Annotated in this window: 24 protein-coding genes and 1 riboswitch; of the genes, 5 read left to right on the forward strand and 19 right to left on the reverse strand. The window is 41.1% G+C overall.

The genetic code is table 11. The features are described from left to right. The first annotated feature begins 53 nt into the window (after positions 1-53). Positions 54-752 (forward strand): hypothetical protein, encoded by a 699-nt coding sequence (locus tag NSQ70_RS13625; protein WP_008343000.1) that lies wholly within the window; start codon positions 54-56, stop codon positions 750-752. Positions 753-812: 60 nt separating this feature from the next. On the opposite strand, the gene NSQ70_RS13630 is transcribed toward NSQ70_RS13625, so the two are convergent. The 8 genes from NSQ70_RS13630 to NSQ70_RS13665 form a co-directional block, all read right to left on the reverse strand. Next, on the reverse strand, positions 813-2,123 hold the full coding sequence (locus NSQ70_RS13630) for an ABC transporter permease (protein WP_047945256.1): 1,311 nt from the start codon (positions 2,121-2,123) through the stop codon (positions 813-815). Next, the gene (locus NSQ70_RS13635) at positions 2,113-2,811 is read right to left on the reverse strand and encodes an ABC transporter ATP-binding protein (RefSeq protein WP_007501890.1); all 699 of its coding nucleotides are present in this window, start codon (positions 2,809-2,811) and stop codon (positions 2,113-2,115) included. Before NSQ70_RS13635 ends, NSQ70_RS13630 begins: the two co-directional genes overlap by 11 nt. A 21-nt stretch (positions 2,812-2,832) precedes the next feature. Then, entirely contained in the window at positions 2,833-3,816 is a 984-nt protein-coding gene (locus tag NSQ70_RS13640) for an ABC transporter ATP-binding protein (RefSeq protein WP_041093384.1), read from the reverse strand. Beyond that, the gene (locus tag NSQ70_RS13645; RefSeq protein ID WP_007501894.1) at positions 3,810-4,688 is read right to left on the reverse strand and encodes an ABC transporter ATP-binding protein; all 879 of its coding nucleotides are present in this window, start codon (positions 4,686-4,688) and stop codon (positions 3,810-3,812) included. The genes NSQ70_RS13640 and NSQ70_RS13645 overlap by 7 nt, the downstream gene beginning before the upstream one ends. Next, entirely contained in the window at positions 4,681-5,073 is a 393-nt protein-coding gene (locus NSQ70_RS13650; protein ID WP_024719312.1) for a GntR family transcriptional regulator, read from the reverse strand. Before NSQ70_RS13650 ends, NSQ70_RS13645 begins: the two co-directional genes overlap by 8 nt. 17 nt (positions 5,074-5,090) lie before the next feature. Then, positions 5,091-5,270: a hypothetical protein gene (locus NSQ70_RS13655; RefSeq protein ID WP_008342991.1), complete on the reverse strand. Its 180-nt coding sequence runs from the start codon at positions 5,268-5,270 to the stop codon at positions 5,091-5,093. Between the two features lie 265 nt (positions 5,271-5,535). Next, a complete protein-coding gene (locus NSQ70_RS13660; protein WP_061419967.1) occupies positions 5,536-5,868 on the reverse strand; it encodes a hypothetical protein in 333 nt (110 codons plus the stop codon). Between the two features lie 150 nt (positions 5,869-6,018). Next, positions 6,019-6,294, reverse strand: a complete 276-nt coding sequence (locus NSQ70_RS13665; RefSeq protein WP_017367895.1) for a YtzC family protein — start codon at positions 6,292-6,294, stop codon at positions 6,019-6,021. 152 nt (positions 6,295-6,446) lie between these two features. Here NSQ70_RS13665 and NSQ70_RS13670 point away from each other — a divergent pair, with 152 nt between their 5' ends. Together NSQ70_RS13670 and NSQ70_RS13675 are read left to right on the forward strand one after the other, a co-directional pair. Then, positions 6,447-7,412, forward strand: a complete 966-nt coding sequence (locus NSQ70_RS13670; protein WP_017358356.1) for a TIGR01212 family radical SAM protein — start codon at positions 6,447-6,449, stop codon at positions 7,410-7,412. Next, positions 7,409-7,987: a class I SAM-dependent methyltransferase gene (locus tag NSQ70_RS13675; RefSeq protein WP_017367896.1), complete on the forward strand. Its 579-nt coding sequence runs from the start codon at positions 7,409-7,411 to the stop codon at positions 7,985-7,987. Before NSQ70_RS13670 ends, NSQ70_RS13675 begins: the two co-directional genes overlap by 4 nt. Positions 7,988-8,006: 19 nt before the next feature. Here the strand turns inward: NSQ70_RS13675 and NSQ70_RS13680 are convergent, their stop codons facing one another. The 3 genes from NSQ70_RS13680 to NSQ70_RS13690 form a co-directional block, all read right to left on the reverse strand. Then, on the reverse strand, positions 8,007-8,783 hold the full coding sequence (locus NSQ70_RS13680) for a sporulation protein (protein ID WP_025207838.1): 777 nt from the start codon (positions 8,781-8,783) through the stop codon (positions 8,007-8,009). A gap of 231 nt (positions 8,784-9,014) precedes the next feature. Continuing rightward, positions 9,015-10,094: a tetraprenyl-beta-curcumene synthase family protein gene (locus NSQ70_RS13685; protein ID WP_017358359.1), complete on the reverse strand. Its 1,080-nt coding sequence runs from the start codon at positions 10,092-10,094 to the stop codon at positions 9,015-9,017. Positions 10,095-10,123: 29 nt separating this feature from the next. Beyond that, positions 10,124-10,903 (reverse strand): alpha/beta hydrolase, encoded by a 780-nt coding sequence (locus NSQ70_RS13690; RefSeq protein ID WP_019743683.1) that lies wholly within the window; start codon positions 10,901-10,903, stop codon positions 10,124-10,126. 45 nt (positions 10,904-10,948) lie between these two features. Here NSQ70_RS13690 and NSQ70_RS13695 point away from each other — a divergent pair, with 45 nt between their 5' ends. Then, positions 10,949-11,464 (forward strand): gamma carbonic anhydrase family protein, encoded by a 516-nt coding sequence (locus NSQ70_RS13695; protein ID WP_008342977.1) that lies wholly within the window; start codon positions 10,949-10,951, stop codon positions 11,462-11,464. A gap of 141 nt (positions 11,465-11,605) precedes the next feature. Here NSQ70_RS13695 and asnB read toward each other — a convergent pair whose 3' ends face one another. Together asnB and metK are read right to left on the reverse strand one after the other, a co-directional pair. After that, on the reverse strand, positions 11,606-13,504 hold the full coding sequence (asnB, locus tag NSQ70_RS13700) for an asparagine synthase (glutamine-hydrolyzing) (RefSeq protein ID WP_008342976.1): 1,899 nt from the start codon (positions 13,502-13,504) through the stop codon (positions 11,606-11,608). 148 nt (positions 13,505-13,652) lie between these two features. Next, positions 13,653-14,855: a methionine adenosyltransferase gene (gene metK / locus NSQ70_RS13705; RefSeq protein WP_008342973.1), complete on the reverse strand. Its 1,203-nt coding sequence runs from the start codon at positions 14,853-14,855 to the stop codon at positions 13,653-13,655. A gap of 195 nt (positions 14,856-15,050) precedes the next feature. Beyond that, a riboswitch (SAM riboswitch) is annotated at positions 15,051-15,185 on the reverse strand. Between the two features lie 226 nt (positions 15,186-15,411). On the opposite strand from metK, the gene pckA reads away from it, so the two are divergent. Continuing rightward, a complete protein-coding gene (gene pckA, locus NSQ70_RS13710) occupies positions 15,412-16,998 on the forward strand; it encodes a phosphoenolpyruvate carboxykinase (ATP) (protein WP_007501908.1) in 1,587 nt (528 codons plus the stop codon). A gap of 39 nt (positions 16,999-17,037) precedes the next feature. Here pckA and NSQ70_RS13715 read toward each other — a convergent pair whose 3' ends face one another. From NSQ70_RS13715 to NSQ70_RS13740, 6 genes are read right to left on the reverse strand one after another with little or no spacing between them, the layout of a single operon-like run. Next, positions 17,038-17,280: a DUF2584 domain-containing protein gene (locus NSQ70_RS13715; RefSeq protein WP_003217584.1), complete on the reverse strand. Its 243-nt coding sequence runs from the start codon at positions 17,278-17,280 to the stop codon at positions 17,038-17,040. 39 nt (positions 17,281-17,319) lie between these two features. Continuing rightward, entirely contained in the window at positions 17,320-18,114 is a 795-nt protein-coding gene (locus NSQ70_RS13720; protein ID WP_017367901.1) for a prolyl oligopeptidase family serine peptidase, read from the reverse strand. 26 nt (positions 18,115-18,140) lie between these two features. After that, positions 18,141-19,622 carry a phytoene desaturase family protein gene (gene crtI / locus NSQ70_RS13725; RefSeq protein WP_138278909.1) on the reverse strand — a complete coding sequence of 494 codons (1,482 nt, stop codon included), beginning with the start codon at positions 19,620-19,622 and terminating at the stop codon, positions 18,141-18,143. After that, positions 19,619-20,746 (reverse strand): glycosyltransferase, encoded by a 1,128-nt coding sequence (locus NSQ70_RS13730; protein WP_056408576.1) that lies wholly within the window; start codon positions 20,744-20,746, stop codon positions 19,619-19,621. Before NSQ70_RS13730 ends, crtI begins: the two co-directional genes overlap by 4 nt. Next, positions 20,731-21,477, reverse strand: a complete 747-nt coding sequence (locus NSQ70_RS13735) for a lysophospholipid acyltransferase family protein (RefSeq protein ID WP_342502217.1) — start codon at positions 21,475-21,477, stop codon at positions 20,731-20,733. Before NSQ70_RS13735 ends, NSQ70_RS13730 begins: the two co-directional genes overlap by 16 nt. Further along, positions 21,446-22,174, reverse strand: coding sequence for a carotenoid biosynthesis protein (locus NSQ70_RS13740; protein ID WP_017358367.1), 729 nt, complete (start codon positions 22,172-22,174; stop codon positions 21,446-21,448). The genes NSQ70_RS13735 and NSQ70_RS13740 overlap by 32 nt, the downstream gene beginning before the upstream one ends. Between the last annotated feature and the right edge of the window lie 91 nt (positions 22,175-22,265).

The raw sequence follows: 22,265 nt of genomic DNA on the forward strand, positions 1-22,265 counted from the left end.
AATGGAAAAATGAGGTATGATAGGTGTAAATAGCGATATAGGGGGGCTGCCAGATGATGATGTTACTCATCATAGGTCTTTTATGTATTTGTTTCGCCATAGGATATGCCGTCAATTATTTATTACTTAAACACCAAAATCAACAAATCTTTTCAAAAAAACTCTTCTATCCTTTTTTGACCATTGGTCTTGTTTTTTCTATTATGTCATTACCGTTTGCCGGCACAGGTGCTCCGAAAGCACAAGCAGATCCATCTTCTGAACAGCTGCTGAAAGAGCAAAAACAATTAGCATCTGACATTTCTCGTCTAAAGGAAGACAAAGAAACGCTGACGGCCTCTTTAGAAGACGTGACCAAAGAAAAAGAAAAGCTATCCAAGAAATTAGAAACCATCACCTCCGAAAAGAAGACAGTCAAACAGCAAGAAAAAACCATCCATGAGCTTGAAGAGAAAATAGACAAGCTCACCTCTACAAACGAAACACTCAAAAAAGAACACCAGAAAGTAAACAAAGACACCACGTCATCGGCCCAGCGATCTGCTCCTAAAGATGATGGGTCGAATACTGGCGGTCATGAGTCACAAAAAGAAACAAAAAAAGAATCTGCCGCCTGTAATATTAAAGGAAGTGTCAACGGCATATATCACACACCGAGCAGCAGATACTACTCACGGACAAAAAACGTGACCAAAATGTTCTGCTCCGTAGAAGAAGCTGAGCGTGCAGGGTACCGGGCACCAAAGCAATAAACATCTTTTGACGATAAAAAAACCTCCTGTCAGCCCAATATAGGTACAGGAGGTTCTTCTTTAAATTTCTCTTCTTAATGCTGTTAATACATTCGTTTTTGTCGCTTTACGTGCTGGATTGAGTCCAGAAATAATGGCGACTCCTGCACTAATCACTGTTGCTGTGACCACAAGGCTTAGCGGAATATAGGAGAAGGTGATCGAGAATTGATCACTTGATCCCCCTTCAGACATGGAAGACAAAATCGCTGGAATGATTAAATTCACTGCAAAACTAACGATGTACGAGATGATAATCCCGATGATCGATCCAATCACCCCAATATAAGCACTTTCCATGAGGAACATTCGCTTAATAATGGAAGGATTCGCACCGATGGCTTTCATGATCCCAATCTCTTGTGTCCGCTCTGTTACGGCCATTGTCATCGTATTGAAAATGCCGATCGCCGAAATAATCACCGCAATACATCCAACAAAGATGAGTCCAATTTTAAAGACTGTAAAGAACATATCCATTCCTTCAAGCTGATTCGTCACAGAGATGACTTGATAGCCGTCATCTGTCAGCTTATCTGTGAGCGCACCGACATTGTCGAACTTATCAGCATAGACAGACGTCATTTTTTCGACATTTCCTGCATCAGGAGACAGATCGAGCACTTGACTAAATTCTTTTTGATAAGCATTCGGAATAAGAATTTTATGATCCTGCTGCCACTCCAAATTCGGTTTCTTCAATACACCGACGACACGGAAATCGAACGTCTTTTCTTTCACCACTTCATTTTCTTCATTCAGTTTCGGCACCTTGATTTGAATGACTTTGTTTAAAATTTCCTTCGTATAGCCTTTTGGCTCTTCCGGTGTATCTTCACCATTTGATGTCTGATTCATTTCTTTTTCATAGTCTTTTCGTTCTTTTTCCGTCCAAAGTTGTTCTGCCATTTGATACCCAACTACAATTTCATTCGCCGATGTTGGGACTTTTCCACGGTCTAGTTCAAGGCCTGCCTCTTTTTCTTCTTTCATATCTGTCAGTACAGCCTGCGTATCACTTGAGCGATTATCGAGCTCGACGTGAACCGATGGAATGATTGACGTTCTTGCAACGACAGATTTCGCATGATCATATTTCTTTAAATCGTCAACCTTGACGTCACCTTTTTCTTTGCCTAACACTTTAATTTCTGTGATAATTTGTTGTTTCATGATTTCATCTTGAGCCGATTTTTGCAGACCAAAACCAACTGACGCTAGAACGATTAAGAAAGAGCATGCCATTGTCGTTGCAAGTATGGTCATAAACACACGCAATCTATTTTTCTTCATATTTCTTCTGATGAATTTGACCTGATCTCTAAATTTCAATGGACTGATCCCCTTTCTTTAATACACCATCATGAAGCTGGAACGTTGTGTCTGCGATTGAAGCGACTTCATCGTCATGTGTAATGATGACAAATGTAATTCCTTTTTCACGATTGAGCTGCTGGATAAAGGCTAGAATTTCGCCTTCAGTTTCTGAATCCAGACTGCCTGTTGGTTCATCTGCTAAAATAATAGACGGATTAAGGATCAAGGCTCTTGCAATACTCACACGCTGCTGCTGTCCACCTGATAGTTCATTAGGATAATGTCCTGCGTGATGTTCCAGTCCAACTCGTTTCAGCATTTCCTTTACTTTCACTTTTCGCTCAGACGGCTTCACACCTTTTAAAGTGAGCGGAAGTTCAACGTTCTCATATGTTGTTAAACTCCCGATCAATTGAAAGCTTTGAAAGATAAAGCCAAAATGATCTAACCGAAAGTCTGCCCATTCTTTCTCATTAAAGCCGGTCACATTGGTGCCATCAACCATAATTTGTCCGCTTGTTGGCGTAATATACCCCGATATTAAATTCAGTAAAGTGGATTTCCCCGAACCGCTTCGTCCGACGATACATGCAATTTCGCCTCTTTTAATAGACAAGTCAATGTCTTTGAGCACAGGAATCTCGTTCTCCCTGCCCTTTTTCCCAATTTTAAACACATGATCTAACGATTGAATTTGAATCATCTCTACTCCCCTGCTCTCTGTTTATCTTTTTCGATAGATTAAGAAATAACTCGTCAGTGCGCCTACAGCTCCACCGATGCACATCCCAACAAAATATCCAATTAATGAATCTGAGGAGAAACCAACCCAGCCAAACCCTAAGACGCCAAACACGATCACCATAATTTGAATTGGGCGATCCATTATTGAATAAAGGAAGAATCGGCCATTTCGTTCAATTGGATGTTTAATAAAGCTAAACAAGCCAATAAGGTAAAATAGCAACATCATGACAATTGGAACGATGTATTCTTCACCATTGAACCAAAGCCGATATTCCTGATAAAAACTGTTAGCTGTAATATAAGTAATGGGGGAAATGGGCGTGATCAAAAAATTAAAGATTTTATCCAGCCACATCCCGCTTGTTTTAAAGATAAAATCTAAGTGAAGGATTGGTAAACCAATCACTAAGTAAGGTAAAATAGCTGTACTAAATCCAACGATTGCTTGAGAAATAGCACTCCCTGTTAAAGCACCTGCTGCAAAAAACAAACTATAGATCATCAAGGCTGACAACAACGCAGAGAAATAATGACTGTTAAATCCAGGTGTCTCTATTGGCCCAAGACCTAATTTTAATAAATAAATGAGAAGGTATGAAACAGCATGAACACTTGCAATAATTCCAGCACCTAAGAAAAACTTTGTGTGAAAGATGGAACTTCTACTAAACGGCAAGGATACGGTAAAGTCCATCTGCCCTTTATTTCTTTCAAATCCTAGCTGAATCACAGCAAAAAATATTCCCATGACCCATGAAAGTGAGAGAAATGCGTCCGTCTTAAAAATATAAGTGAATGTTGTTGTATCCATTAGACATTCTCGGTTTTCTAAACAATCTTGAAAGGATGAGTATTCCATTAAAAAGGATAATGGCGTCGCAAATACCGCAACAAGCATCACTAAAATGAATGTCAGCTCAGACTGCTTCCATTCCTTATATAACAATTGCCGCTTTACCATCTGCGTTTCCCTCCAAACTTCGCAATGAATACTTCTTCTAAATTTACAGGCAGTTCATGCCACACTTTTGGTTCAAGCGATTTCAAATACTCTTTTGCTTCTTCATCTGTTTTGAGTACAAGTGCTGTATAGAACACACCCGCTTGATCTAAAATGGCAACGCCTTTTTTTCTAATACTTAAGTTCATATCCTCTTCAAATGCCATCTGGATTTTAACGTAGTCATTCTTTAATTCGTCTAAATCCATAACACTTGTGAGCTGATTTCCTTCCAAAAACCCGATTCGGTTACACATACGCTCAATATCCTCTAAACGGTGAGATGTAATTAAAATCGTTGTTTGTCGTTCTGCCACCTCGTCAATCATCAGCTGAAGAACGTCATTTCTTGTGACTGCATCAATCCCGTCTGTCGGCTCATCTAACAAAATGACTGCTGGTTTGATGGCAAAACTTAAAATGAGGGATAGCTGCTTCTTTAAACCTGTCGACAATTCACGGTATTTCACTTTTTCCGGAATCTCATACCGGTTCACCAGCTCATTGGCATATGTCACGTCAAACTTTGGATACAGTTGTTTTAACAGCTTCACAAGCTGTCCATAATTGTACCGGTCAAAGTAGGGATTTACGACTGGCATATACACAATATTTTGCTTCACTAACGGGTGGTCTTTTACGAGTACATCTTTAAAATAAATCTCTCCTTCATCTGGAAGAAGGATTTGCTGAATCAAGCGAAGAAGTGTTGTTTTACCAGAGCCATTCCGGCCAAGCAGACCAAAGATCTCTCCTTCGCCTATCTTGAAGGAAACGTTGCTGAGTACTTCGCGTCCATTTAATTTCTTTGATACATTTCTGACCTCAATCAACTTGTTTTCCTCCTTTTAGACTTGAGCTGATCTCCTCCAGCCACTCTTTGAGTTGATGAATATCAATACCGGCATAATGAGCTTCAATAATGAGTTGCCTTAATTGCTCCTTCATCTCTAACACCTTCCCTTCATTCAGCTTTAACTGTGCACCTTCTGTCACATACGTTCCACGGCCTCTTAATGTTTCAATAATTCCTTCCCGTTCAAGCTCTTTATACGCTTTGCTGACGGTGTTTGGATTCGCAATAATAATGGTGGCAAGCTCTCTCACAGAGGGCAGTTTGTCACCTGGTTTCATCACGCCTTTTAAGCACAAAATTTTTAACTGCTCAATGATTTGTTCATATATTGGTGCAGCGCTTCTTGGATCTATTTGAATCATGATGGCTCCCTCTTTTCTCATTCATGCTTTTGCAGTCCTATCGCTTGATCATGTCCTTGCATTAAAGGGACCGAATTTGGAATAAAATCTTTTTGAACTTCAAAACCAATGAAAACGAGAACGAAAAAAAATGTACATGCTAACGCAACAGCCAGCACCATCCACTTTAAATTGATTGGTTTTTTTTCTTTTTTCATGGTTAAACACCTTTCTTCACGTTTAAGTGTCTGTAGTGTATTAGTTGATGTAGTACACTTAATACAATATAGACACTTAATTGAAAAGTCAAGAGACTCTAGAAAAAAATAGGCAGACGAACCAGATAAAATGACGAAGCTACTTAAAAGCTTTCGGAAGCCAGGTTTGCTTCTGGTTTAGGGTGTTCAACACGTTCATAACTTTCATAATTGCCTGAAAAAGTGCATAATAAAAGACCCCGAATATTGAGGTCTCTACAATGTTTTAATTAGATACTATTACTTTGTTTTTGGACTTGCTTTTGAACAGGATTAGCACCCACCATACTAATAAAAATATATAGCCTATAACTGTAAAGATAGACCAAACTGCACCCTGTCGCAATTGACTAAATAAGTGTTCAAATTCATTCATGCCTTCTACTCTACCAATGCTATTTATCAGGCTAATAATCGGAATTGTAACAGTAAATACAATGGTTAGAATGGACAATCCCCTATGTTTATTTTTCACAACACTGAATATTGCGGTTCCTAATGTTGCTAAGAAAAACAAGTAATATAATGCCCAAAACCAATCAGGAAGAGTCTCCAACATTTCTTCTACCCCCTTGAAGATATTTGCAATTTCTATATATAACATACTTTAACAGAACAAAAACCTATTACAAATATATATCCAAAAACAACAATCTTTGCGAAAACAGCCAAAAAATAAAAACAGACCCTTAAAAGAAGGATCTGTTCATCATTCGTTCTCGTATGAAATACCTAAAATCATTTGGTTTTGCAGACTTTGAATTTGTACACGCGTTCTGTCTAAACGTTCTCTTTGCTGATCATTGGCGACATCTTTTAACTTTTCTAATTCATTCACCGCATCCTCAAGCATGAGCTGCGCTTTTGAAAATTCTTCTACGTTATAATGTTCTTGGCGAGAGCTCAAATCAAACTGTTCGCTTGCAAACTCAAGAGTCTCAGTGCTTTTTTGGACAAATTCATCGATTGATTTTCTAGTTGCCATCTAGCCATCCCTCCATTTCATCATTGCTCTCGCCTATTTTGCCCACGTAAAGCTTTTTCACTAAAGAAAATGTTGGACAGATTCAATTGTCCTCTTTCGTGATTTTTGTTAAACTTTAAGGATGCCTATTATTATGCAAGGAGGTTACTGACTTGGATCAGCATAACCCTTTTTTATATTCAAACAGCGAAAAACGTTATCACACATGGAATTATCATTTGCGTGAGCACTTTGGTCATAAAGTATTTAAAGTCGCATTAGACGGCGGCTTTGATTGTCCAAACCGTGATGGTACTGTCGCACATGGAGGCTGCACATTTTGCAGCGCAGCAGGATCTGGTGATTTTGCAGGGAACCGGGCGGATGATCTCATCACTCAATTTAATGAAATCAAGGATCGGATGCATACAAAATGGAAAGACGGAAAATACATGGCGTATTTCCAAGCTTACACAAACACACATGCGCCGCTTCCTGTTTTAAAAGAAAAATACGAAACCGTCATGAATCTGGATGGAGTGGTTGGTTTATCGATTGCCACAAGACCTGATTGCCTGCCAGATGACGTGGTGGAATATTTAGCTGAATTAAACGAACGGACGTATTTATGGGTTGAACTTGGCCTACAAACTGTGCATGAGCGGACAGCGATGCTCATCAACCGTGCTCATGATTATGAATGCTACGTAGAAGGTGTAGAAAAACTGCGAAAACATGGCATTCGAGTCTGTTCACATATCATCAACGGTCTTCCTCTTGAAAACCGAGATATGATGATGGAGACAGCAAAAGCTGTCGCTGATTTAGATGTGCAAGGAATTAAAATTCATCTACTTCACCTGTTAAAAGGAACACCGATGGTAAAGCAATATGAGAAAGGCAAACTAGAATTTCTCAGCCAAGAGGAATATGTCCAGCTTGTCTGTGATCAGCTGGAGATCCTGCCCCCAGAAATGATTATTCATCGTATTACAGGCGATGGTCCCATTGAATTAATGGTAGGTCCAATGTGGAGTGTGAATAAATGGGAAGTGCTTAATGCCATTAATGCTGAGCTTGAAAGACGTAACAGCTACCAGGGCAAACGCTTCGTCAGATTGGAAGAAGCGGCAAAATGATTTTAAAACGGATGCTCCCTTTTAGTAAAGAGCTGTTAGAACGTGCTTGTCAAAAAGGCGATATTGTCATTGATGCAACGATGGGAAATGGCCATGATACACGCTATTTAGCTGACCTTGTCGGGAGAGATGGACAAGTTTTCGCATTCGATGTACAGAAGGAAGCCATTGAGCAAACAAGCAAAAGACTTGGTGAGCACTATCCAAACGTTCACCTGATCCATGACGGACATGAACAACTTGCTGAGCATCTGCCAGCGGATGCTTATGGCCATATATCTGGTGCAGTGTTCAATCTTGGGTACTTACCAGGAGGCGATAAAACCGTCACGACTCAGGCACATACGACCATTGAAGCGATCAAACAGCTCATGGATTGGCTTAAGCCTGGTGGTCTGATCGTTCTTGTGATTTACCACGGGCACCCCGAAGGAAAAAAAGAGAAGGACATCCTCCTTGATTATTGCAAAACACTCCATCACGAAGAAGTACAGGTGATATCTTATCAATACATGAATATTCAAAACGATCCGCCCTTCGTGGTAGCCATCGAAAAAAAACTCAAATCCTCTTAATGGATTTGAGTTTTATTATTTAATAAGCGTATTGGTCAATGATTTCTTCAAGCACTACTTCCAGCTCTTCTGCATCTGCAAGCTCTGATTGAGTAAAGCGGACACGTACAAGCTGTTCTCCGTCATTATACATTTCTTCCAGCCAGCCACGCAGCCCCCTTGCTCTACGGTCGACTTCAAAAATGAGATCTAGCCCCTCTTCATCAATGAAGAAAATCACCTCTAACTCATCAAGCATTTGACGATAATAGTCGGAAGTCGGTATGAACTCAAATTCTTGAACAAAGGGAAGGCGGCGCCTAAAATAAGGTGCTTCTTCGCAGTCTGCTTCATGAAGGTGAAAGCCTAAGTTTCCAACAGCTTCAAGCACACGATTCACCCAAGGGTGTGCGTTTACAAAAATGCGGTCATGATCAAATTTATCAATACCACCTTGAATATCAAGGTCTGTCACAACAGCCACCTCTACTTTACCTACAGTCATTGGTGTATCAAGAGGAAGGTGAAACGAGAATGTAAACTGCTGAGCTTCCGCAGGCTGAATCGTGAATGATTCAGTCACTCGGACAGAATGGATGGTTGTGTGTTTTCGTTGCTCTTCATCATCTTTTACAATGGTGTACCATGTTTTCAACTTTAAATCAATATAGCGAATATCTTGAGGCACTTTTCCGCCCTTCACATGGACTGTTCCCTTTACTTCTTCTCCCGGTTCATACGCATCTTTCTCCAAAATTGTATCCACTTTTGCTGCACCGATTCCTACACTTGCTGCAAACTTTTTAAAAAATGACATATTCGACCTTCCCCTTTTTTAAGTTTTTCAACAAATATACGTCATAAGGAGTAGATTCGATTCATTATATCCATACTTTTCTCCTATTTTTCGTACACTAAGAATAATATCGGCAGCAAATAAGAGGATTGTAATCATAAAAGAACTGTACATGGTCCAAAGCGAAACAGTTCAAAACAAAAAAGCTTGTAGAAAAACATTTTCTACAAGCTGATGAGCTTATTTTATACGTTAAGAAGATTTCATCCAAGGCATTTTCTGATAGGTTCGATAGGCTCTGCCATTGATATAGAAAAAGAACGATGTTTTCCCGCTTGATTTGATCAACCGCTTTGCCAGCTTGTTCATCTCTTTTTGGGCTGTCACTTTTTCATCAGACAAATAGACCGCAAGTAACCCTCTATTGATTAGTTTGTGAAAATTCTCGTGTGGAATGCCTTTCAACTGTTCATCCGCTTTTTCAATAAAATGCTGTAGTCTATCCATCATCTCATGATGAGAGTTGTAGTACGAGCAAAAATTCAAATCGCCTTCCAGCCTGTCCTCTTCTTGGTCGATTAAATAGTCCAGTAAGATGTGCAGACCTTGAATATAAGGGAAATAGCTTTCGTAAATTTGCTTCGCCTGCTTCTCTGTAAAATCAGGCTGCAGTGCATAAGCCACAAGACAGAAAATGCCCAGCGTTGATCCTGCACATGCGGAAAACTCATACCACTCCATCTTCGGTAAATCCTTTTCATACTGGCGGAACCATGACTCTAATCGAGGTTCACGCTCATGAGGAACCACATGCTTATGTACTTGTAAATCACTATAATAATCACACAGCGTATGTAAATAGGGCTGAATGATCGGATAATGTGCTAGACGTGACAGCACATCTTGGCACGTCCTGACTAGCGCATGCAGGTACCCATGATCCTCTTGATCATCACGGAATTGATAATACGGCTTAAGCTCCGCATGAATATCGAGTGCATCTCTCATTGCCTGATGCAGCATATGAAAATCCTTTGGATCAAGTGATGTACTGCGGTCACACAAATTATCTAAGTAATCGCTAATCGTTTGGTACGCCACAATGAATTCAATACACGTTTCCTTCGCTTCCCCCGCAAGCAGAGATAAAATTCCCCCGCCTTCACAGTGAAAGGTTTTACTGGATATGCTCGCTAGTGCCTGCGTTCTCAGTTCTTCGTTTTCAATCATTTCTGCATGAGCCCGCCACTTTTTTAGCTCCTGATGAACTAGCGGAAAAATATCTTTATACACCTTCGTCATCAGTGCAAAAGGACGTTCTGGTACTGACAAATCAATCCACCCCCAACTTAAGCTCACAATCAAATATATTGATCAGTAAAGGCTCTTGCCGCCTTAAACACATCTTCTCGCTCGGGCTCATTAAAAATTTCATGATAAAGCCCTTCCCATTCACGGTATGATTTATTGGTTGATTCAATGCCATTGAACCATTTCATCACTCTTGTTTTATCTACAATCTTGTCATCGCCTGCCTGCATGAGCAGGAGTGGAATCGACCGAAAAACATTCGTAGGCTGCATCGCCGCATCGATATTTTTCACCAGTTCTCGATACCAGCGAACCGACACCTTCGTCACATAAAGCGAATCATTGGAATCTGCCTCTATCACATCTTGATTCCGTGTGGCAAGTTCGATCGACAGCCCGGATTCGACTTTAAAAGACGGCGCCAGCACATTTAGCCCTTTTGACGCAAAATCCATCAGCTTCTTTGGTTTAAATTGCAGACCTAAACAAGGTGATGATAAAATAAGGCCATCAATCTTCGTATGGGTATACTGCTTGAACCATTCAATCGAAATCAGTCCCCCCATACTATGTCCAAGTAAAAATGTCGGAAGTCTGAACGACTTCGCATGTTCAATCCATTCATCCACTGTATCAATGTATTCTTGAAAAGAACGAATGTGGCCTCTCGCACGTGTCGATGTCCCTTGCCCAGGCAGGTCACCCATGACGACGTGATAGCCTGCATTTCGCCACATTTCGATCAGCCATTTATATCGGCCATGATATTCACTAGCACCATGTACAATGACAATTGTACCAACCGGTCTTTCAGCATGCCAAGTCCACAAAGTAAACACCTCACAAATGTTGTATTAAGAAAGGAAGTCGAAAAAGTGATTTATCCATATCATCAGTTTACACCTGAGATTCATGAATCGGTCTTTGTTGCAGAAAACGCCACCATTACAGGTGATGTCACAATTGGAGAATATTCAAGCGTTTGGTTCCAAACGGTCATTAGAGGCGATGTAGCTCCTGTGAGAATTGGAAAAAACGTCAACATTCAAGACTTATCCTGTCTGCATCAAAGTCCTGGAAAAACACTTCTTATTGAAGATGGTGCTACCATTGGACACCAAGTCACATTACATAGCTCTATCATTCGAAAAAATGCCCTCATTGGCATGGGATCCATCATTCTCGATGGTGCGGAAATTGGCGAAGGAGCCTTTATTGGTGCAGGTAGCCTTGTCCCGCAAGGAAAAGTCATCCCAAAAGGTTCACTCGCTTTTGGCCGTCCAGCCAAAGTCGTTCGCCAGTTAACAGATGAAGATATCCAAGACATGGATCGTATCCGCAGAGAATATGTAGAAAAAGGACAATACTATCGTTCCCTTTTATCGCGTTAACATCATACATGTATCTTCACTTTATCATGTTTTTTTCAGGATATTAAGCAATAACTGTGTACCGCTTGTTATTTTACCCTTTTCCACTACTTTCTATCATGACAAAAAAGGTTTTCAGCACAAAGCTGAAAACCTTTTTCATTAGCTAAAAATAACTTCTTTCGGCTGGTGATTCAACTGCTCTGGATCAATGCTGCGCTCTACATAGATGCTATGCCAGATCATAAAGATCAGGACAGTCCAAATCTTACGGCTATGATCTGCTTTTCCAGCACAATGATCATTTAATAAATCAAGAACATATGCCTTGTTAATGTATTCATCTGTCTGACTGTTTTTAATGATATCTTTCGCCCAAGCGTTCATCTCATTTTTCAGCCAATGACGAATTGGCACAGGGAAACCTAGTTTTTTACGGTTTAACACATGGTCCGGTACAATGCCTTCTGCTGCTTTACGCAATAAATATTTCGTTGTACCGTCTTTCGTTTTCAACTCTTCTGGAATTTTAGAAGCTGCTTCAAATACGACCTTATCAAGGAATGGAACACGAAGCTCAAGAGAATTCGCCATTGTCATCTTATCTGCTTTCAGCAAGATATCCCCGCGCATCCACGTATGGATATCAACATATTGCATTTTGTTAATATCGCTGTAGCCTGCACTTTCCTCGAAGTATGTTTTCGTCACGTCTCGATACGTGATGTTCGGATCATACTGCTTTAAGAGGTTTTTCTTTACTGGCTCTTCAAAGATTTTCGCATTGCCGATATAACGTTCCTCTAATGGCGTACAGCCGCGAACGATAAAGCTTTTCCCTTTCATTCCTTCTGGCATTAAACGAGCCAGACGAAGAAGAAGCTTTTTCAGCATGGATGGTACAGATTCGAAAGGCTTTAGAGACAGCGGCTCACGGTAAATATTATATCCACCGAATAGCTCGTCTGCTCCCTCACCTGAAAGAACAACTGTGACTTGTTTTTTCGCTTCTTTTGCCACGAAATACAATGGAATCGCCGCTGGATCAGCCAAAGGATCATCTAAATGCCAGACGATCTTTGGAAGCTCATTCATATATTCCTCAGGAGAAATCACAGCACTAAAGTTTTGCAATCCCAGCTTATCAGCTGTTTCTTTTGCTACATCTACCTCACTGAATCCATCCTGCTGGAAACCAACAGAGAATGTCTTCAGTTCAGGGTGAAATTCCTTTGCGACCGACACGATGAAAGAAGAATCGATCCCACCTGATAGGAATGAACCAACAGGCACATCACTTCTCATGTGGACTTTTACAGAATCATAGATAGCATCACGTACTTCTTCTACTAATTTCTGCTCTTGTGTTTGTTCAGGTTTGAATTGAACTTTCCAGTAAGTCTTAAATGCAATGTCTTGGCCTGGACGCAGTGTAAACTGATGACCTGGCTCGACTTTGTGCACTTTTTGATCAAGTGTATTTGGCTCAGGAACGAACTGAAAAGACATGTACTGCTGCAAAGCAGTCTCATCAAATAAAATGTTCTCATTCACAGCCATTAAGCTTTTGCGTTCAGAAGCAAAGTACACTTGGTCATCCATTTGTGTAAAATAGAGCGGTTTAATGCCGAAAGGATCTCTTGCGCCATATAATAACTGCGCTTCTTTATCCCAAATTAAAAATGCAAACATCCCGCGAAGCTTCGATGCCGCTTCTTCTTTATAGTGGCGATATGTGGCAAGAAGGACTTCCGTATCAGAATCTGTGCTGAACGTATAGCCTTTTTTCACAAGCTCTTCTTTCAGCTCCACATAGTTATAAATTTCTCCGTTGAAAATAATCCAATATTTTTCATCTTCATAAGAAAGCGGCTGCTTTCCGTGTTCAACATCTATAATACTTAAACGTCTAAATCCAAATCCTACATGCTCATCATGAAAGTACCCCTCATCATCCGGACCTCGATGAACGATGAGACGATTCATTTGCTTAATTAACTCTTCCTGCTCAGTAGTTTCGGACAATGGACGGTGATTAAATACACCAACAAACCCACACATATTATTGCCTCCACGTTATGTTATTTCTTAAAAGTAGACCTATAATTAGACAGTATTTTGTCCAATTTTGTTTCACATTTTTACGCTTTTTGTAGAATTTTTTTTAATCAAAAGGAAAACCGCTTAAAATAAGCGGTTTTGTATGTTGTTATTCTCCTAATGCTTCCTTGCGAAGCGTGTCGGCTTTATCCGTTTTTTCCCATGGAAGATCCAAGTCATGACGGCCAAAGTGACCGTATGCAGCGGTTTGTTTATAGATCGGTCGACGTAAGTCAAGCATTTTAATAATGCCAGCTGGACGAAGATCAAAGTTTGCACGTACCACTTCAATTAATTTCTCTTCAGAGGCTTTGCCTGTTCCAAATGTATCAATTGAAATGGAGACAGGCTGTGCAACACCAATTGCATAAGCAAGCTGCACTTCACATGAATCTGCAAGACCAGCTGCTACGATGTTTTTCGCTACATAGCGAGCCGCATATGCTGCCGAACGGTCAACCTTCGTTGCATCCTTACCAGAGAAAGCACCGCCACCGTGACGAGCATACCCGCCATAAGTATCAACGATGATTTTACGTCCAGTTAAACCAGCATCCCCTTGAGGTCCACCGATGACAAAGCGGCCTGTTGGGTTGATGAAGTATTTTGTTTCTTCATCGATCAGTTCACTTGGAACGACAGGGCGGATGACATGCTCTTTTAAGTCGCTTTGAATTTGTTCAAGCGTCACTTCTGGTGCATGCTGTGTAGAAATAACCACCGTATCAATACGAACTGGTTTGTTTTGTTCATCATATTCAACTGTTACTTGAGTTTTTCCGTCTGGACGAAGGTATGCAAGTGTTTCATTCTTGCGTACTTCTGTTAAACGGCGAGATAATTTATGTGCAAGAGAAATCGGCAGTGGCATAAGCTCTTCAGTTTCGTTGTTTGCAAAACCAAACATCAGACCTTGGTCACCTGCACCGATCGCATCAATTTCTTCTTCAGTCATTGTTCCTTCACGTGCTTCAAGCGCTTTGTCTACACCTTGCGCAATATCAGCAGACTGTTCATCAATTGATGTAAGAACCGCACATGTTTCCGCATCAAAACCATATTTCGCACGTGTGTAGCCAATTTCCTTAATCGTGTCACGCACCGTCTTTGGAATGTCGACATAAGTAGACGTTGTAATCTCACCGCTTACTAATACGAGACCGGTTGTTACAGAAGTTTCACAGGCAACACGTGCATTTGGATCTTTCTTTAAAATTTCATCCAAAATGCTGTCTGAAATTTGATCACAGATTTTATCTGGATGTCCTTCGGTCACTGATTCTGAAGTAAATAAACGACGATTTTGACTCATAATGGCTATTTCCTCCTGTACAAGACCACATCATCCCAAGATGAGGCCTCCAATATGATACGGAACTCGTTCCCTCTTATATTTCAACATGTTTATATTAGAGATGTTATTGGCAATTTGTTCATATGATATCCCAAAAATAAAAAAACCATTTCCTTCATTGCGAGGAAAGGGTCTGAGATCGCATGCCTTTCACTCTTATCGCTCAAGGTGTTCTTGTACCTTGCATCAGGTTAGCACCTTGGTTTCTCAGCATGTTCATGCCTTTTTCATAAGAAACCGGTTGCTGGGCTTCATCGGGCCTGTCCCTCCACCAACTCGGGATAAGAGTATCCGTTCAATAAGATATCTTATCTTAAACCCTTGCGTCATGTCAATGGTTCATAGGAATTATCTCCCCTTTTTTTCACCTCATCATTAGCATCACCAAAAAGCATATTTTCATAGCAGAAATGAAAAAACACACACAAAAATGTTTAAATAGTATAGACTATTATTATCAATGTGTTATACTAATCAAAACAAACAAATTCAACGGTAAAGGAAGGGTTTTTTTATGAACTCAGTGGATTTAAAAGAAGATTTGCAGTCATTGCTCTCATTAGAAAATACGCACCAAAATTTATCTGTTCCGAAACTTGTTGAAAAGATTTTGGCACGTAATGAAGGCGTTTTAACTTCAACTGGTGCTGTGCGCGCCACAACGGGTGCCTACACTGGACGTTCGCCTAAAGATAAATTCATCGTAAAAGAAGAAAACTCTGAACATAAAATTGATTGGGGTCAAGTGAATCAACCGATCTCGAAAGAGGCATTTGATCGTTTATATACAAAGGTTGTGTCATACTTAAAAGAACGTGATGAACTATTTGTCTTTGATGGTTTTGCCGGTGCTGACGAAAAATACCGTATGCCAATTACAGTTGTAAATGAATTCGCTTGGCACAATCTTTTTGCAAAGCAGCTATTCATCAGACCTGATGGATCAACACCATCATCAAACGAAAAACCTTTCACCATCTTATCTGCACCTCACTTTAAAGCAGATCCTGAAACAGATGGCACAAACTCTGAAACGTTTATTATCGTTTCTTTTGAAAAACGGACGATTCTGATCGGTGGAACAGAATATGCAGGTGAGATGAAAAAATCCATTTTCTCTGTTATGAACTACCTGCTTCCTGAACAAGATATTTTATCAATGCACTGCTCTGCTAACGTCGGTCAAGAAGGCGATGTTGCTTTATTTTTCGGCCTTTCAGGTACTGGAAAAACGACGCTTTCTGCAAGTGCAAGCCGCAAGCTGATTGGAGACGATGAGCACGGCTGGTCTAACACAGGTGTCTTCAATATTGAAGGCGGATGCTATGCAAAATGTGTGAACTTAAGTGAAGAAAAAGAACCACAAATTTACAAAGCCATCAGCTTCGGATCAGTGCTTGAAAATGTAGTACTTGATGAAGAAACACGTGAAGCAGATTATGATGACACATTCTTTACTGAAAATACACGTGCGGCTTACCCAATCGAAATGATTGATAACATCGTGAAACCAAGTATTGCAGGTCACCCATCTGCCATCGTCTTTTTAACAGCTGATGCATTCGGCGTTTTACCTCCAATCAGCCGTTTAACGAAAGAACAAGCCATGTACCACTTCTTGAGCGGTTACACAAGTAAATTAGCGGGAACTGAGCGTGGCGTGACGTCACCAGAAACAACGTTCTCTACTTGCTTTGGTTCACCATTCTTGCCACTTCCTGCTCATGTCTATGCTGAAATGCTTGGTAAAAAAATCGATGAGCACGGCGCAAAAGTATTCCTTGTGAATACAGGCTGGACTGGCGGCGGCTACGGTACGGGCAAACGAATGAATCTTGCTCATACAAGAGCAATGGTGCAGGCAGCGATCGAAGGAGATCTTGACAACGCTGAAATGATCACTGACGACATCTTCGGATTACACATCCCGCTTCATATTCCAGGAGTGCCAGATGAAGTGCTTCAGCCTGCTAAAACATGGGACGATCAAGAGGCTTACAAAGAAAAAGCAAACTTCCTTGCAAATGAATTTAAAAAGAACTTCAAAAAATTCAGCCATGCAGCAAGTGATATTGAAGCAAAAGGCGGACCACTCGTCTAATCAAAAGGAAAAAGCTGAGGGAATGATCCCTCAGCTTTTTTAGTTCGTTGAATGTAATGACACAAGACGGTACGTCACCTTCGTGACATTGTCTGTGAGCTCCAGCTTTTCAACATGTGCTGTTCCCGTTTTTTCTCCGTCTTTCGTTTTACGCACCTCAAGCGGAATATTTAATGGATAAATGCGGTACCCTTCCTTCATGAGCTCAAACACATTTTCTTCAATTCTTGTCTCTTTTCCTTTTGTGACAATCATTGTATTAAATTCAACAGGCATTCCCATAATGAAAATCCCCCTACTTTCTATATTTCTTTCTACCGTTTATTTTACCACATTTCCGCCTTTTCGGCTGTGCATCCATGTCGTCAGCCGTCTGACAATCTCCCGGTTATGCTGTGGCGGGAAATAATGATGATATCCGTGAAAATACCATGTTTCCACAGATTTGCCATGCTGACGCAGTGCATCTTCTAATAAATAGGCATGCTCAATGGATACATTCTCATCCAGCTCCCCATGAATGATTAGGACAGGTGCTTCAATTTGGTGCACATGATTCAAAGGCGTTCTAGCCTCATATGCTTCTGGTACCTTATGCGGAGGACCTCCTATCACACGCTTCATCATTCTTCTCATATCCACACGTTCTTCATAGGTGAGCTTCATATCACTTACGCCTCCCCATGTCACAAAGGAAGCGGCCTCATGCTTCATTTCAACAGCGGTCCATATGCCCATAATTCCGCCGCGGGAAAAACCAAAGATATGAATGCGCTCCTGCTTCACCTTTTGATGATGTTTCAACAGCTGAAATGCAGCAAATGCATCTTTCCGGTCTTCTCCGGCAAAATCCTCGTTCCCTTCGCCTCCTTGATTCCCTCGGTAGAAGGGCGCAAAGACGACAAACCCTTGCGCAGCAAATTGCACAATTCGGCCAGGTCTAACCATTCCCACATTTTTAATGCCGCCCCGTAAATATAAAAAACCGTCATAGAGACCTTCTCCGGCCGGTTCAGCGAGCAGCCCCTTCATCCGAAGTCCATCGGCCTCATATGTCACTGTATATAAGTGAATATGCGGATGTGGCGACGGGAACCTTCTCTTTTCCACAATCACTTGAATTCTCTCCTTTTCATTCGGTGTTACGTCAAATGCTTGATAATGGCCTCTGCGACGAGCTGTCCTGATTTTGTCACCATCGGAGTGCCGCCGCCTGGATGACTTGTGCCCCCAACAAACCAAAGTCCTTCAATATCCTTTGATTGATTATTGATGCGAAAAAATGCCTGCTTGAACGAGTTTGACGACATGCCATAAATGGCCCCATGATACGCTCCCGTTTTTTGCTGCAAATCAAGCGGGGTTTGTACCGCTTCAAATTCTACAAGCTGGTCAAGATCAAAGAGGCCCTTTTCCTTTAGTTTTGTTTTCATATGCTGGCCATATGTCTCCTTTAGCATGTCCCAATTTTGCTCTTTTGTCACATATGGCGCATTGGCTAATACAAACAAGTTACTTCTTCCTGGCCCTCCGCTTAAAGCTGGCTCTGAATGACCTGAATAACAGATGTAAAGCGTCGGATCATGAGGAAGCTGTTTTTTCTGAAAAATATCCTTGAATTCTTGTTCATAATTCTCTGGAAAAAACACGTTGTGATGAGACAGTTGTTCATAGACTTTAGGGACGCCCAACAAAAGAACAAAACCTGATAACGATGGCTCAATGTTTGCCAGTTTTTGATTTCCAAAGCTCGGGCGGTCTTCTTCATCAATTAATTGGCGATAAACAGTCAGTGCATCTGCCCCCGCAATGACTTGATCTGCCTCATATAACTGCTGATCTGTTTCAACTCCTTGGATTCGCTTATTCTTTACATGAATCTTTTTGACTGGTTCATTGAGATGAATTTTGACACCCAATTCCTTTGCCAGTGTCTCAAATGCCTCAACTAAACGATACGTACCGCCCTTAATACCATAAATGCCTTTTTCTCCTTCTAAATAAGCCATCATATTAAAAATAGCAGGTGCCTCGTATGGAGAAGAGCCAATGTAAGTCGCATACCGGCCAAACATCGCCAATGTATGAGGATGACGAAAATATTGACGCAGCAAGCGCTGAACAGATGTAAAAGGTTTGACAGCAAGAAGGGCTTTCATTAGCTTGACATCCGCTTTATCCTTCCAGGTCAATAATAAACGATTTAAAAACTGATCCTCTGCCATTTGAAAAAGCTTCTTCGATTCCTGTAAAAATGCCCGGTATTGCTGTGCATCCTCTGGACTAAAAACTGCAATTTGTGATTCCATTTGCTCAATATCTGGCGTAAACTCGACCGTATGTCCATCTGAAAAAACATTTTTAGTAAGGGGGAAAATCGGATAAAACGTCACATAATCCTCCATTCGTCTATGACAGGAGGTAAATACTTCCTCAAAATACGCCTTCATTGTAATGGTACTCGGTCCTAAATCAAAAGAGTAGCCAGACGCTTGATGGCGTTGTAATTTCCCGCCTAAAGAAGCTTCTTTTTCTAAAATGGTGACCTGGAAACCGCGTGACTGTAAGCGAATCGCAGCCGATAACCCGCCAAGTCCGCCGCCAATAATGATCACTTTTTTCATTCGTACCTTCTTCCTTTCCATTCATAGCCTTCTTTTTTCAGCCCAATTTTCATAGAAGCAAAACCAATGGCAATCAGGCTCATGATACTGACAGGCAATAAAAAGGCCATCGTAGACGTTCTTCCATTTTCGATATCAATGACCGCTTTAATGGATACACCCAGCCCGTAGCAAAGAAGGGCTAAACAGAGATCGACCACATCAAAATGAATCAGTGCGATCATAAAGCAAATAACAGGAACTACATAAAGGACGGAGTATAAACAAAAGACACTGCTTAACAAAGCAATGTTTCGATTCACTCCCGGGAACAAATTTTTCCGATATCCTTCCCATACTTCCTGTCCACTCTCATACATTCTCATGTAGACAAAAGAATGAATACTTGCCAGTGTGAACGGAAAGCCCTTCTCTTTCACTCGTTTAGCCAAAGCCATATCATCCACAAGAGAATCCTTGATCGCTTCATGACCACCTATTTCGTGATAACAATTCTTTTCAATGGCAATAAAGCCGCCATGTGCTGCTGCAAAAGCAGGATGTTGAGATGTTCTGACCCACTTCACTGGCAGATGACAGCCAATCGTAAACATCATCATAGGAACGACAAGATGCTCAAAAGGCGTTCCCGTTTTTTGCTCTGGGAAACCTGAAAGCATGCCCGTTTTTTGTATGCATAACTGCTTGTACACCGCTTCAATAGCTCCTTGTTTTAAGCGGACATCTGCATCTAAAAATAACAGCCAATCAGAAGATGCTGCCTCAGCAAGCTGGGAACAAGCATATGATTTTCCAAGCCAGCCGCGCTTCAATACTTGACCTGACTGAACGCGAATCCATGGATATGTCTCTGCGAAGCCCTCTGCAATCATTCTCGTCTGATCTGTCGAGTGATCATCCAGCACGATCAACTCTTTCGGATGGAGACGCTGATCAACAATCGACTGAAGGCAGGCTTCCAGCCGTTTTTCTTCATTTCTCGCTGGAATGAGGATCGATAATGAAATGCGTTCATCAGGTGAAAGAGATGCCGGCTTGAGTACAGGAAATTGCTTCATATTCCAAATCGTAAACATCAATTGGCAGAGCAGCAAAACACTGATGACAATTAAGAAGATCGCCATGTTTTCACCCACTTTTTAAAGGAATCAAACGCATCACTAGTTGACCGGCTTGTCCTTGTCACCTGCCTAAAATGTTCGTTTGTTGAAAAATCTGGATCAGCAATAACCTGTGCTTGATGTGCGTTTAACTGTGTTTCAAGCAGGTCTCCGAGTAAACTTGTTACTTCCTTACTCCGAAGTGATCCGCCAGCTACCAGGACATCTTCTCCAAATTCAACCGATACCGTCGGTTTTTGAAATTGATTAAATGTATAATGCAGCGTCACACGTTTGATGACGACCTGCTCAAATTGCCTGACTAAAAAAGAAGCTCCGCCTTCCAGTTCAAGCGGCCTTATGTCTTGGTGCATAATTTTCCCCTGCGGGAAGAGCCACACAGCCCCGCCAGCCTCCATCTTCTCCTTTGCGGTCATTAATGCCTGCTTGACACTTTTCAGCTTCTCTTTATGAACTGGAAATGCACCAAGTTTTTGAAAAAAAGCATATTGCTTCAACTGCTTCTCTTCCATCATCATGGCATGATCCAGCTCAGACATTTGTTCTATTAAAAGAAAAATGATCAGTCCATCCCACCATGAACTGTGATTAGCAAGATAAAGAACAGGATGCTTCTCCTTTGGGTCAACCGTACCTTTCATCATGACACAGCGAAAATGTTTGTTCAGTAAATATCGTTCAAGATAAAAATAAAAGAGTCGTCTAAACGATCGGTTTTTGTCGCTTTCTTTCAAATCGAACCCTTCCTTCACACAAGATGACAATGATCAGTGCTAAATAAAAAATGACATCCAGCCCGCCCTTTAATGCTAAAAGACCAAAGAAGAACACCATGGCCTGATAAATACGCCCATTCCAGCGCAATGCCTGCTGATCAATTGATACGAGCGGGAACAGAAATGAAAGTCCTGCTCCAATGATACCCCAGCTGACAAAATTCTCAAAAGGGATACCAAAGAAACCTCCGCCGTCATACCACACCCAAAACTTTCGTTCAGCCGCTACCGGATCTAATATGAGATCAAGCAGTACAATCCATATACCCGTTTCGACGGCTCGTTTCCACTTCGATTGTTGTCTTGATAAAAAAAGACTATTTAAAAACACACCAACCCATGCAAAAGCGATCGTCAAAGGCACTCCCGCCACAAGAAAGCCAAGCGTCGGATAATAATCATAGGCCCCAAATGGAAAATCAGTTGTGATCCCCACCCATTCAACTGTAAACGTCAACACACCCACAATGGCTGCTCTTACGATTACAAAGCTCCATGCCCCGTAAATATTTCGGCCAATCTCAATGACGCAGCAGGCGTAAAGCACAAGAAAGATACCATTCGCAAACTGAAGCCATGCCGGCACTTCAAAAAAGACCATTAAAATAAGACCTACTACATACCAACCAACAAATACCCAACTCAATCTATACACGAAACCGCTCCTTTATTTCTGCCAAATTCAAGAAAGCATTCATGCTTCTAGTATAGAAAAAAAGACACGTTCTATAAATAAACAATGCGCT

Origin of the sequence: Bacillus sp. FSL R5-0397 (assembly GCF_038593395.1) — a bacterium.
GTDB lineage: Bacteria > Bacillota > Bacilli > Bacillales > Bacillaceae > Bacillus > Bacillus altitudinis.